The organism is Streptomyces sp. NPDC088197 (genome assembly GCF_044741185.1).
Classification (GTDB): domain Bacteria; phylum Actinomycetota; class Actinomycetes; order Streptomycetales; family Streptomycetaceae; genus Actinacidiphila.
On sequence record NZ_JBIUSD010000013.1, the window covers coordinates 102,227 to 114,355 of the forward strand.

At 74.2% G+C, this 12,129-nt stretch carries 9 protein-coding genes; 3 read left to right on the forward strand and 6 right to left on the reverse strand.

Features of this window, described 5'->3' with window-relative positions; all coding sequences use genetic code 11:
* Nucleotides 1-28: 28 nt before the first annotated feature.
* Together ACIOC1_RS27010 and ACIOC1_RS27015 are read right to left on the reverse strand one after the other, a co-directional pair.
* A complete protein-coding gene (locus ACIOC1_RS27010) occupies nt 29-1,558 on the reverse strand; it encodes a hypothetical protein (protein WP_355333820.1) in 1,530 nt (509 codons plus the stop codon).
* A 304-nt stretch (nt 1,559-1,862) separates the two neighbouring features.
* Nucleotides 1,863-3,356, reverse strand: a complete 1,494-nt coding sequence (locus ACIOC1_RS27015) for a carboxylesterase/lipase family protein (RefSeq protein WP_401856605.1) — start codon at nt 3,354-3,356, stop codon at nt 1,863-1,865.
* Nucleotides 3,357-3,474: 118 nt separating this feature from the next.
* On the opposite strand from ACIOC1_RS27015, the gene ACIOC1_RS27020 reads away from it, so the two are divergent.
* Nucleotides 3,475-5,148, forward strand: coding sequence for an ATP-binding cassette domain-containing protein (locus tag ACIOC1_RS27020; RefSeq protein WP_401856606.1), 1,674 nt, complete (start codon nt 3,475-3,477; stop codon nt 5,146-5,148).
* On the opposite strand, the gene ACIOC1_RS27025 is transcribed toward ACIOC1_RS27020, so the two are convergent.
* Both ACIOC1_RS27025 and ACIOC1_RS27030 read right to left on the reverse strand, forming a co-directional pair.
* The gene (locus tag ACIOC1_RS27025) at nt 5,126-6,529 is read right to left on the reverse strand and encodes an aminotransferase class V-fold PLP-dependent enzyme (RefSeq protein ID WP_355333828.1); all 1,404 of its coding nucleotides are present in this window, start codon (nt 6,527-6,529) and stop codon (nt 5,126-5,128) included. The genes ACIOC1_RS27020 and ACIOC1_RS27025 overlap by 23 nt on opposite strands.
* 224 nt (nt 6,530-6,753) lie before the next feature.
* On the reverse strand, nt 6,754-7,218 hold the full coding sequence (locus ACIOC1_RS27030; protein WP_401856607.1) for a DoxX family protein: 465 nt from the start codon (nt 7,216-7,218) through the stop codon (nt 6,754-6,756).
* A gap of 207 nt (nt 7,219-7,425) precedes the next feature.
* On the opposite strand from ACIOC1_RS27030, the gene ACIOC1_RS27035 reads away from it, so the two are divergent.
* Together ACIOC1_RS27035 and ACIOC1_RS27040 are read left to right on the forward strand one after the other, a co-directional pair.
* Complete coding sequence (locus ACIOC1_RS27035; protein WP_355333834.1) at nt 7,426-8,040, forward strand: pyridoxamine 5'-phosphate oxidase family protein; 615 nt, start codon at nt 7,426-7,428, stop codon at nt 8,038-8,040.
* Between the two features lie 71 nt (nt 8,041-8,111).
* Entirely contained in the window at nt 8,112-9,077 is a 966-nt protein-coding gene (locus ACIOC1_RS27040) for an NAD-dependent epimerase/dehydratase family protein (protein ID WP_401714623.1), read from the forward strand.
* Nucleotides 9,078-9,099: 22 nt separating this feature from the next.
* On the opposite strand, the gene dapD is transcribed toward ACIOC1_RS27040, so the two are convergent.
* A complete protein-coding gene (gene dapD, locus ACIOC1_RS27045) occupies nt 9,100-10,080 on the reverse strand; it encodes a 2,3,4,5-tetrahydropyridine-2,6-dicarboxylate N-succinyltransferase (protein WP_355333839.1) in 981 nt (326 codons plus the stop codon).
* Between the two features lie 107 nt (nt 10,081-10,187).
* Entirely contained in the window at nt 10,188-11,966 is a 1,779-nt protein-coding gene (locus ACIOC1_RS27050) for a DUF2264 domain-containing protein (protein ID WP_401856608.1), read from the reverse strand.
* Nucleotides 11,967-12,129: the final 163 nt, after the last annotated feature.

Sequence of the window (12,129 nt, forward strand, 5' to 3'; positions counted from 1 at the left end):
GGCGCCCCGAGCGGTGGCCCGCCGCGCGTCAGCCCGAAAGGCCCTGGCGGGAGCGGGCCTTGAAGGCCGCCTTGCGGGCGTCCTTGGCGGATTTGCGGTCCGGGTGGAGACGCCCCATGGCTTCGAGGACGTCGGCGGTGGCGGGGTGGTCGACGCGCCAGGCGGCGTCGAAGAAGCCGTCGTGCCGGGCGACGAGGTCACGGACGAGGTCGGCCAGGATCTCGGGGGCGTCGTCGGCGGCGAGCTGCGCGGCGAGGGTGTCGATGGTGAGCCAGAAGACCATGTCCGCGTCGGGCGCGGGGATGTCGGCGGCGCCGCTCTCGGTGAGCCAGACGCGGGCGAGGCCGCCGAGCGCGCGGTCGTCGAGGACTTCGCGCAGCGCGGGCTCGGCCTCGGCGCCGAGCAGGGTGAGCGTCTGCTGGCAGATGAGACGACGGCCCGGCGCACCGGCGTCGTCGCCGCGCGCGGCGGCGAGCAGTTCGCGTGCGGCGTCGGCCGGCTTGCGGTCCTCCAGCCACAGCTCGGCCTCCACGCGCGCCGCCTGGTCGGGGTAGCCGGTCAGCGCTTCGAGGAGGTCGACGCCCGACCCGCCCGCGAGGTCGCCGATGGCGGGGGCCTGCGCGCCCGCGTCCACGAGCCGTTCGCGCATGCCGTGCACGCCGAGCGGCGTGAGCAGGACCATGCCGTAGCGGGAGACCTCCTCGGGGTCGAGGTCGTCCCCGACGGCCCCCTCGGGGAACTCGGGGAAGGAGCCGGTTTCCCCGTCGCCCTCCGCCTCCTCGATCAGCGCCTCGTCGACCGGCTGGTAGTCCAGCAGTCCGGTCGTGGCGAGCAGCCGGAAGTGGTCGTCCAGCCGCATCATCACCTCGGTGACCTCTTCGAGGACGGCGTCGCTGGGCTGGTCCATCTCGTCGGGCACGACGAGGGACGCGGCGAGCACCGGCAGCGGTACGGCGTCGGGCCCGTCCTCGGCGACCGCCGAGTCCTCCACGGCCATCAGCGCGTAGAGGTTGACCAGCGCGCTGTCGAGGAATTCGGCCTCCTTCTCCGGGTCCCAGTCCAGCTCGTCCAGGAGCACCTGGTCGCCGTCGTCCATGACCTCGCGCAGACTCTCGAAGTCCGGTGCGGCGGCGTCGGCGAGGGCCGACTCGGCGGCGGCCAGCCAGATGTCGAGCACGTCCTGCGGGAGGCCCGCGGTGATCCGCTCGTACGCCTCGCCGGGCAGCGCGCGACCGGCGACCTCGCCGACCGGCGTGGACTCCTCGGCCTCCTCGTCGATCTCCAGGACCAGCAGGCCGGTGTCGACGGCGACGCCCCACGCCTGGGCGGTCTCGGCGAGCCCTTCCTCGTCCTCGTCCACCGGGAGGCCGAGTTCCGCGGCGGCGGCCACCAGGTCGTCGTCCAGCAGCTCGCCCATCGCGTCGACCGGCCGTTCCGGTGTCGCCCACCGGGTCAGCCGCAGCGCTCGGTCCAGCAGCGGCACGGCCAGTGCCAGCCGCGCGAGGTCGTCCGCGGGGAGCAGCCGTACGGGCGGCAGGACGAGGGGACCTTCGGACATGGGGTGACTCCTAGAGGGCTCTACGGCTGTACGGCGTGAGGGGTGGGCCGGTCCGGCTCACCCCTGGCGGGTGGATCGGACCGGCACACGCGAACCGGTACGCGCGCCGGACGCGCGCACTCAGCGTAGGCCCTGCGACCCCCCGACCGTCGGCCTCCCGGCCCCGTCGCACCCGTCACCCCGCCGGTTCACCCGCCCGTAGCGACACGTTCCGGCCACCGCCGCCCGCCGCCGGGTGCGTACCGGCCACGCGTCCCTCAGGCGTACGGGAGTTCGGCGCGCGGGAGGGGCCGGCGCGAAGGGCTCAGCGCACCCCGTCCCACAGCGCGCGCTCGTCCGGGCGGGGGTCGCGTACCGGACCGCAGTGCGCGGGGTCTTCCGCCGTGCCGAAGACCATCGTCGTACGGTCCCGGGTGTCGTACGCGGGCCAGCCGGGATCGCCGGTGACGGCGAAGGAGACCCAGGCGGCGTGCATGGTGTCGGCGAGCGGCTGCGGCGGGGCCTCGCCGAGCAGCATGGTCTCGCCGGGCGCGTCCAGGTTGTCGAAGGCGAAGGCGATCTCGGAGGCGTGGCAGGCGCCGAGGCGGCCGTCGAAGGCGGTGGAGCGGCGGCCGAATTCGTAGACGTGGGCGCGCGGCACGGACTCGGCCAGGCGGACCGCGGGTATCCGGAAGAACCAGTCGGTGAGGACGGCGGAGAACAGGTCGCCGGTGGTGGCGCCGGGGCGGTTGGCCGCGTAGAGCGGCAGCGCGGTGTCGGGGTCGAGGCCGTGCCGGGCGATCGCGGCCCGCAGGTGCCTGTCGTCGATGTAGTCGATGACGCCGCTGGGCACGGTGAAGAGCCGGTACTCCTCGGCGGTGGTGCCGATCAGCAGGTCGACGGCGCAGTCGGCGCCGGGTCCCGGCACCGGGTGGGCGCGGGCGGCGGTGCTCGCGGTGTCCGCGATCGGCTCGAAGGGCATGGCGTTCAGCGCGACCTCGCCCCACAGCGCGGGGTCGGGGTTGGCGGTGACCTCGTTGCGCAGGGCGGTCTGCGCGGGCAGCAGGACGTCCAGCGGGAGTGCGGCGAAGGCGGCGGCGGTGGGTTCGACGCCGAGTTTCGCGGCGAAGTGCGCGGCGACCTTGCGGGCGGTGTCCCGGCCGATCGTGTGGTGCGCGGCACCGCTCTGGAGGATCGCCCGGTGGAAGAGTCCTCGGGCGCCGGGGGCGGTGAGCAGCACCCCGATGCTCATCGCGCCGGCCGATTCGCCGAAGACGGTCACGCGGCCGGGGTCGCCGCCGAAAGCGGCGATGTTGTCGCGGACCCATTCGAGGGCGGCGATCTGGTCGAGCACTCCGCGGTTGTCGGGGGCCCCGTCGAGGGACAGGTAACCGTCCGTCCCCAGGCGGTAGTTGACGCTCACGCAGACGACGCCGTCGCGGGCGAACGCGGCGCCGTCGTAGATCGGCAGCGAGCCCGAGCCGTTCATGAAGGCGCCGCCGTGCAGCCACACCATGACCGGTGCGCCGCCCGCGGTGTCGGGTGTCCACACATTGAGGTTGAGGCAGTCCTCGCCCGCGATGTCCGGGTCGGGCAGCAGCACGTCGAACGGCTTGACGTAGGGGCCCTTGGGCACGGTCGGGCCGAACGCGGTCGCGTCGCGTATGCCCTCCCACGCGGCGGGCGGTTGCGGCGCCATGAACCGGTGCGGTCCGAACGGCGGTGCGGCGTAAGGGATGGCGCGGAAGACGGCGACGCCGTCCTGGCCGGCCGCTCCGCGTACGTCGCCCTGCCGGGTGGTGCAGACCGGTCCGTCCATGCGTCAGACTCCTTCGTCCTGTGCCCGCTCCCGGGGCTCGCGTACGCTACCGGCGGCCCGCCCCTGCGGGAGGCGCCGCGACACCTTCAACGTACCAAGCGGTCGGTCAGGGGGCACGATGAGCGACGGCGGTCTCCGCGTCGAGGCGTACGGCGTGGGGCAGCGGGTCGCCTCGGGGCGGCAGACGCTGCGGGGGGTGAGCGTACGGATCGCGCCCGGCGAGCTGCTGGCCGTGGCGGGCGGCAGCGGGTCGGGCAAGACGACGCTGCTGGAGATCCTGGCCGGAATCCGTACCCCCTCGGCCGGTCGCGTCCTGCACGACGGTACGGAACCGGCCGTCCTGCGACCGGCGTTGGGGTATCTGCCGCACGGCAACGTGATGCACGACGACCTGCGGCTGGACCGGGCCCTCGGCTACGCGGCCCGCCTGCGGATGCCCGCCAGGACCGCCGCCGCTCTCCTGGACGCGGCCGTACGCGACGCGCTGGCCGCCGTCGGCCTCGCCGACCGCGCCCGCCAGCCCCTACGCACCCTCAGCGAGGGCGAGCGCCGCCGCGCCTGCATCGCGGTCGAACTCCTCACCCGCCCCCGCGTGCTGTTCCTGGACGAGCCGACGACCGGACTCGACCCGGCGACCGGCGCGGAACTCCTGCGCACCCTGCGGGACTTGACCGCCGACGGCGTCACCGTCGTGCTCACCACGCACGCGCCCGCCGATCTGACCCGCTGCGACCGCGTCCTGTTCCTCACCCCTGAAGGACGCCCGGCCCACCTGGGCACGGCGGCCACCCTCACGGCGGCGTACGGCGTCCCGACGCTGGAGGAGGTGTACGGGGCGGTGGCCCGCGGGGCACGGGCGGCGGACGAGGCTGCCGCGGAGGAGACCGGCCCCGCGCCCGAGGCGGCGCCCGTGGCCGACGGCGCCGCCGCCACGCGTCCGGCGCCGCTCGGGGCGGTCGGGCAGTGGTGGCTGCTCACCCGGCGGGCCGGGGAGTTGATGGCGCGCAATCGGCTGACGGCGGCGGTCGTCGTGGGGTCGCCGTTGGTGATCGTGGCGATGTTCGCGCTGCTGTTCCGGCCGGGGGCCTTCGATCCGGCGGCGCCGAGTCCGGGATCCGCGGCGATGATCCTGTTCTGGATCGCCTTCGGCGGCTTCTTCTTCGGCCTGACCTACGGCCTGTTGCAGATCTGCGCCGAGATGGCGGTGGTGCGCAGGGAGCGGCTGACCGTGCTGCGGCTCGGGCCCTATCTGCTGTCGAAGGCGGCGCTGCTGCTGCCCGTACTGGCCCTGGCGGACGCGGCGTTGCTCGCGGTGCTGCGCGGTCTGAACCGGCTGCCCGCCGCCGGGTGGGGCACGTACGGGTCGCTGTTCCTGACCGTGCTGCTCGCGTCGGCCGCCGCGCTCGCGCTGGGGCTGCTGGCGTCGGCGGCGGTGGGCGATCCGGGGCAGGCCACGCTGATGCTGCCGATGCTCTGCTTCCCGCAGGTGCTGTTCTCGGGGGCCTTTGTGCCGGTGCCCCAAATGGCGTGGGCGGGACGGGTGTTGAGCGCGGCGATGACCAACCGGTGGGCGTTCGAGGCGCTGGGCGGCGGGATCGGTCTGCGGGAGCTGTGGGCGCACGGCGCGTCGCCGCTGGGGCCGCCCCTGCTGGCCTCGTACGGCGGCTCGTTCGACCGGGCGGTGTGGGCGGGCTGGCTGCTGCTGGCCGGTTTCACGGCGCTGTTCCTGGCCGCCGCGTGGGCGGTGCTGGCGCGCAAGTGCCGCACGGTCAGCAGACCAGCCGCGGGCTGAGCCCCGCCGGGTCGGGCGAGCGGTCGCGGTAGGTCTGCGCGGCGAAGGCGAGGAAGGCGGACACGTCGGCCGCGTTGGAGGACAGGCCGAGCGAGACGCGGACGGCGCCGCCGGAGGGGAGGCCGAGGCGGCCGAGGTAGTCGTCGATGGTGCCGGTGGCGGTACGGACGGCGCCGCCGAGTACGTCGCGGTCGATGGCGAAGGCGACCTCGCCCGTGCCGGGGTTGCAGAAGCAGCCGGTGCGCAGCGATATGCCGTGCGCGGCGCTGTCGCGGCCGACGATCCGCTCGTCGATCACCCGTCCGTCGGCGCCGAGCAGATTCAGCGCGACCGTGCCGCCGCGGCCGGTGGTGTCCTGCGGACCGTAGATCCGTACCAGCGGGCTGCCGTCGGCGTGCCGCAGCCCGCGCAGCCCGGCCAGTAACTCGGCGGTGAGCGAGGTGACATGACGGTGTATCGACTGCACGCCGACGCCGGTGATCCAGTCGAGGCCGAATTCGATGTCGGGAATGCTCAGGTAGTTGACCGTGCCGTCCTCGAAGGCCGCCTCGCCGTCGGCCATGTGGTGCCACAGGCCCTGGGCGCTCACCACGTGGATGGTGCCGCCGGAGAACCACGGCCGCCGCAGCCGCGTCAGCGCCTCCCTGCGGGCCAGCAGACAGCCGATGCCGGTCGGGTAGCCGAAGACCTTGTACCAGCTCACGGCCACGAAGTCGGGGCTGAACCGGCCGAGGTCGAGCACGTTCGCGGGCACGTAGGCCGCCGCGTCCAGCAGGACGTCCCAGCCCGCCGCCCGCGCCCTGGTCACCCAGTCCAGCGAGTGCTGGACCCCGCTGAAATTGCTCTGCGCGGGGTACGCGAGCAGTCCGGGTCCCCGGGCCCCGGACTCCGTGCCCGCCCGCGGCCTCGCGCCCGTCAGGACGGCGTCCATCGCCGTCGCGTCGATGCCGAGGCCCGGCGCCTCCAACGGTACGTACACCGTCCCCGCGCCCCGGCCGCGGGCGTACTCCCGCAGGCCGTTGACGGAGTTGTGGTTGTCGAGGGTGAGCACCAGCCGGTTGTCCGGCCCGAACGGGTAGGCCTCGCCGACCAGTCGGCACGCCCCGGTGGCGTTGGCCGTGAACACCACGGCGTACTCGGCCGGATCGGCCCTGAAGTGCGCGAGCACCCGTGCGCGGGCCCGCTCCACCAGTTCGCCCGACGCCTGCGAGGCCGGGCTGACCGAGTGCGGATTGCCGTAGCAGCCCGCCGCGATCCGGTCGGCGTGCGCCCGCACTTGGGCGCGGGCGGGAAGTCCCGCGCCGGTGTGGTCGAGGTACACCTGCCGTCGCTCGTCGAGATACCCGTATTCGACCGCGCGCAGCGCGCCAAGGCTGTCCATGAGCGACCCCCGGTCTTCCGGTCTCCGGTCCTCCGCGACGCGACCCCGCGCGACCCCGCGCGACCCCGAACGGCCGCCCGTACGACCGCCGTTGCGCCAGTCGTCGCGCCGGCCGTACGACGCCCGCGCGACATCCGTGCGACGTCTGTACTCAGGATCGCACCGCGAGCCGTCCGCCGTGCGGCGTTGCGTACGGTCGTCGGCCGCGGCCGACGGGAGCGCGGTCAGGTCCGGGCGACCGCGCCGCGGACCAGGGCCAGCAGCGCCTTCGTACTGTCCCTGCGGGCCCAGGCGATCAGGGCCAGCGGCAGGATGAGGATGATCGGCGTCGCCGCGTTGTCGCCGTCGAAGACGGTGATCTGGGTAATGGTGGCGCCGATCATCAGGCCGATCATCGCGACCGCGGCGACCTGGTAGAGCACCGGGATCAACAGGGCGACGGCGCCCGCGAGTTCGAGCGCGCCGGTGAGGTACATGAACCAGTCGCCGAAACCGATGCGGTCGAAGGAGTCGGCCGCGGCGTCGATGCCGAGGAGCTTGGGGGCGGCGCTGGCCACGCCGTAGAAGAGGGCCAGCACGATCTGGAGGGCGAGCAGCGCGGTGCGCGCCCGGCTACGGGCGGGGCGGGCGGTGACGGCTGTCGCGGTACCGGTCGCGGTGGCGCTGGTGGGGGTGGAGACGACGGACACGAGGGGCTCCTCTGATCGGGTCGATGCGGTGCTGTCGTATGCGCCGTGGCGCTGTCGAAGAGGTAGACCGGGGACCGCCGCGGAACTCATCGCAGGCGCGGGAAAGACAGGGGAAGGCCAGGGGAAAGGCGCGAGGAAAGCCCGGAAAAGCCACCCTGTACAGTGTGAGTTCCCAGAAGGTACTCACTCACCGGGGGTGTACGGCACATGCAGGAGATCACCGACGAGGCCGAACTGCGGGAACTGCTCGGCGAGCCCACCGCGGTCGTCCGCGACAAGGCGCGCGACCGGCTGCACGAACTGGACGTGGCCTGGCTGAAGGCGGCGCCCTTCTGCCTGATGGCCACCTCGGCGGCCGACGGCACCTGCGACGTGTCGCCCAAGGGCGACCCCGCCGGTTTCACCGTCGTCCTGGACGACCGGACCATCGCGGTCCCCGAGCGGCCGGGCAACCGCCGCGCGGACGGCTTCCGCAACATTCTGTCCAACCCGCACATCGGCCTGCTCTACTTCGTCCCCGGGCGCGGCGACACCCTCAGGATCAACGGAAGGGCGCGGCTCCTGCGCGACGCCGACTTCTTCGACCGCATGGTCGTCAAGGGCCACCGCCCGCAGGTCGCGGTCCTGGTCGACATCGAGGAAGTCTTCTTCCACTGCTCCAAGGCGTTCCTGCGCAGCGCGCTGTGGAAGCCGGAGACGTGGCAGCCCGACGCGCTGGCGTCGCGGGCGCGGATCTCCAAGACGCTGGAGCGGACCGAGGACTCGCTGGCGGAGCTGGAGACGTACTACGGGGCCGCGTACGCGGAGAAGATCTACCACTAGGGCCTGTCCGGCGGATCACGACCGCGATATCCGGGTGACGGCCGCCGGGACCGGCAGTAGGGTCGCCCCTTATGCGCATTCTCGTTCTGGGCGGTACCGCCTTCGTCGGCCGCGCCATCGTGGAGGACGCACTCCACCGCGGGCACGACGTCACCCTCTTCGGCCGCGGCAGGACCGGCACCGGCCTCTTCCCGGGCCTCCCCCGGCTGACCGGCGACCGCGACACCGGCGACTACGCGGCGCTCGCGGGCGACACCCGGTGGGACGCCGTCGTGGACGTCAGCGGCTACGTCCCGCGGCACGTCGCGCAGGCCATGGACGCGCTGGGCGACCGGATCGGCCGGTATCTGTTCATCTCCAGCCACGCGGTGTACCAGCGCGAGGGTGTGGCGCCCGGCTCCGACGAGGACACCCCGCGCCGCCCGCCGGTCCGCGACACCGAGGTGCTGAGCGAGGCCACGTACGGGCCGTGCAAGGTCGCCTGCGAGGACGACGTGACCGCGCGCCACGGGCAGCGCGCCACGATCGTGCGGGCGGGGAAGGTCGCCGGTCCGCACGACCCCTCCGACATGTTCACCTACTGGGTGCGCGCCGCCGCGCGCGGCGGCCGGGTCGCCCTGCCCGCCGACCCCGCCCAGCCGGTGCAGATCATCGACTCCCGCGACCTGGCCCGGCTGGTGATCCGGCTGCTGGAGGACGACCGGCCCGGCGCCTTCCACGCCGTGGGCCCCGAACAGCCGGTCACCCTCGGCGAGTTGATCGAGACGTGCGCGCGGGCCGCGGGCACCGAGGTGGAGATCGTACGGGTCACGCCGGACGTCGTACCGCCGATGTTCCCGCTGGTCCGGGAGGACACCGCCACACAGCAGCGCAGCGCCGCGCGCGCCCGGGCCGCCGGGATGCCCGCGACCCCGCTGGCGGTCACCGCCGCCGACGTCCTGGCCTGGGACCGGGAACGCGGCGAGCCGCCGCTGGAGGCCGGCTGGTCCCCCGAGGAGGAGCGGGCGGTGCTCGCGGCGGCGGCTCGTACGGCGTGAACCGGTCACGCGTGACGCGTCGTCAGTTGTGGCTGTGCAGCGCGTCGTTGAGGCCGCCCCACGAACCCGTGCGCTGAAGGACCTCGACCTTGCCGGTGGTCGAGTTGCGGCGGAAGAGGATGTTGTTGGCGCCGGAGAGCTCCAGCGCCTTGACGATCTTGCCGTCCGGGAGCGTCACGCGGGTGCCCGCGGTGACGTACAGGCCCGCCTCCACGACGCAGTCGTCACCGAGGGCGATGCCCAGGCCCGACTCGGCGCCGAGCAGGCAGCGTTCGCCGACCGAGACGACCTGGGTGCCGCCGCCGGACAGGGTGCCCATGATGGACGCGCCGCCGCCGATGTCCGAGCCGTCGCCGATGACGACGCCCTGCGAGATGCGGCCCTCGACCATGGAGGCGCCCAGCGTGCCCGCGTTGAAGTTGCAGAAGCCCTCGTGCATGACGGTCGTGCCGGACGCCAGGTGCGCGCCGAGGCGTACGCGGTCGGCGTCGGCGATCCGCACGCCGGACGGGGCGACGTAGTCCGTCATCCGCGGGAATTTGTCCACGCCGTACACCGCCAGGTGCAGGCCCTCCGCGCGGGCCGCCAGCCGCGCCCCTTCGACCGCCGCCACCGGCACCGGGCCGATCGACGTCCACGCGACGTTCGCCAGCAGGCCGAACAGCCCTTCCAGATTGGGCTCGTTGGGGCGGACCAGGCGGTGGCTCAGCAGGTGCAGCCGCAGATACGCGTCGTGCGCGTCCAGCGGCTTGTCGTCCGTCGAGGCGATGACGGTCCGCACCGCCACGACCTCCACCCCGCGCCTCGGGTCCTTCCCGAGCGCCTTGGGCGCCGCCGCTCCCAGCAGCTCCGCCGCGCGCTCGGCGCTCAGCCGCTCGGTGCCCGCGGGGCCCGCCTCCGCGGCGAGTTCCGGTGCGGGGTACCAGGTGTCCAGGACGGTGCCGTCGTCGGCGACGGTGGCAAGGCCGACGCCGAGGGCGCCGGGGGCACGATGCTCATTCATACCCAGACGCTAACCCGTCCTCCCCCCGGCCAGCCACCCGCCCCGCCCCCCGCCCCCGTACGGCTCCCGATCCGCTACGGGCGCGCCCGTGGCGCGCCGCGGCGGCCTCAGTGCCGCGCCCTCGGCGGTGCCTCCTCCCACGCCGCCGCCCCCGCGGCCCCGGCGCCGAGCACCGCGCAGCGCAACCAGTGCTCGCCGGGCGGGAGTTGACCCACCAGCACGGGCAGTGACGTGCGCCGCGCCAGCACATTGGTGCCCGGCAGCGGGTCGAGCACCCGGCCGCTACGGCCGCCGTCCAGATCGCGCAGCCCGCTGAGGTCCCCGGCCCCGGTGACCGTCACGGCGCTGCCCTCGTTCTCCTCGCGCCGGGTGAGCCCCGCGTCCCGGTCGACCGCGAAGCCGCCCTCCGCCGTGTACAGCGCGCGGCCCGTACGGACGCGGTGGGTGCGCAGGTGCCAGGGCGCGGCGGCGGTGAGCCAGGTGGTGATCTCCACGTCGGGCCACGGCCGCCAGGTGCTGCGTACGGTGTCGCCGTCCTCGACCGCCGGATCGTGCTGCTCCTCGCGCACCCGGAAGTGCCGCGGCGCCGTCCCCTCCTCAATGTCGGCCTCGTCGCTGACCGCGAGCACCGAGTCGTACGCCCCCGGCTCCGGGCCGAGACCGTCGACCGGCGCGCTGAAGCCGAAGCGGGAGGAGTACGCGAATTTGGCGTACTTCGCGGCGCCTCCCCGCGCCCAGAGATTGTGCTGCGACCCGCTGAGCAGCGTCGCGTCCCCGCCCGAACGCATCAGCACCGCCCCGGCGTCCGGCTGCGCCAAGGTCTCCGGCAGTTCGGCGGCGGGCTCCTCGTCCGCCGTCCAGAAGGCGTGGTCCGCGGGCAGGGCCAGCGGCAGGAACGCCTTCATCGCCCAGTACGGCGAGCCCGGCCCGTTGTACTGCTCAGCGACCGCCGGCTGCGGATAGCCGTACCCGATGGTCAGCACCCCGTCCGGCGACGTCAGCGCCGACCGCTCCCGCCACCAGCGCAAGTGCCGCGACAGCAGCCCCTTGGTCTCCCCCGGCGGCACGGCGTCCACCCCCGCGTACGGCAGCGCCCCCCAGAACGAGCCCTGCGCGAACCGGTACGTGAGACTGCGGCCGAACGGCACGGCGGCGCCGTCCGCCGCGAACCAGTGCCGGAAGCCCGGCGCGAAGTCGGCCGCCCGCTGCCGGAAGCGCGCCGCCCGCGCCGGGTCGCCGTCGCCCGCGAGCGCCGCGTAGATCAGGCCGTAGAAGTGCATGGCCCACGGGATGTAGTAGTCGCGCTGCGCGGTGTTCCCGTCGGCGTACCAGCCGTCCTGGCGCGCGTACGTCTCCAGCCGGTCCAGCCGGGCGTGCCGCGCGTCCCGGTCGTGCGCGTACCCCACCCGGTCCAGACCGAGGCTGACCAGCACCGGGAAGAAGTTCCAGTTGTTCTCGGGCGTGTCGGCTCCCAGGAAGCTCGCCAGCCAGGCACCCGCCTGGTCCCGTTCCTTGCCGCTGAGCGGGTCCCATAGCTTCTCCGGCGCCAGCGCCAACGCGAATCCGACGGCCGCCGTCTCGACGGTCCGCTGGTCGATGCCGGTGGCCGTCCCCCAGTACTCGGGATGCCCCGGGTCCGTCCCCGCCGCCAGCCCCCGCGCCCACAGCTCCCAGTGCGCGAACTCCCCGCCCCCCGCCGCCAACGGCGCCAGCCCCCACAACGGCCGCGCGTATCCCTCCAGGTCGGCCGCGGTGTCGTCATGGTGCGCCGTGTTCACCCCCAGCCGTATCCGAGCGCCCCCCTCGCTCGCGTACCGCACCAGCGGATCGACCAACTCCCGCACATACGCCTGCATCTCCCCACGCGCGCCACTGCCGCTCGCCATCCCAACCGCCTCCCTCACGAAGTTGCGATAATTTTCGCAACACCCCCAAGAGACCGTCAACGGCCCGGACACGGCATCGGGGGGGGGGCCCCCGGGGGGGGGGGGGGGGGCCCCCGGCGGGGGGGGGGGGGGCGGCGCGGGCGGGGGGGGGGGCCCGGCGGGG

Bases quoted from the DNA above. Each gene is read 5' to 3' on its own strand.
- ACIOC1_RS27015 (WP_401856605.1), bottom strand. From the start codon at position 3,356: ATGGACGGACCGGTCTGCACCACCCGGCAGGGCGACGTACGCGGAGCG.
- ACIOC1_RS27035 (WP_355333834.1), top strand. From the start codon at position 7,426: ATGCAGGAGATCACCGACGAGGCCGAACTGCGGGAACTGCTCGGCGAG.
- ACIOC1_RS27010 (WP_355333820.1), bottom strand. From the start codon at position 1,558: ATGTCCGAAGGTCCCCTCGTCCTGCCGCCCGTACGGCTGCTCCCCGCG.
- dapD (WP_355333839.1), bottom strand. From the start codon at position 10,080: ATGAATGAGCATCGTGCCCCCGGCGCCCTCGGCGTCGGCCTTGCCACC.
- ACIOC1_RS27050 (WP_401856608.1), bottom strand. From the start codon at position 11,966: ATGGCGAGCGGCAGTGGCGCGCGTGGGGAGATGCAGGCGTATGTGCGG.
- ACIOC1_RS27040 (WP_401714623.1), top strand. From the start codon at position 8,112: ATGCGCATTCTCGTTCTGGGCGGTACCGCCTTCGTCGGCCGCGCCATC.
- ACIOC1_RS27025 (WP_355333828.1), bottom strand. From the start codon at position 6,529: ATGGACAGCCTTGGCGCGCTGCGCGCGGTCGAATACGGGTATCTCGAC.
- ACIOC1_RS27020 (WP_401856606.1), top strand. From the start codon at position 3,475: ATGAGCGACGGCGGTCTCCGCGTCGAGGCGTACGGCGTGGGGCAGCGG.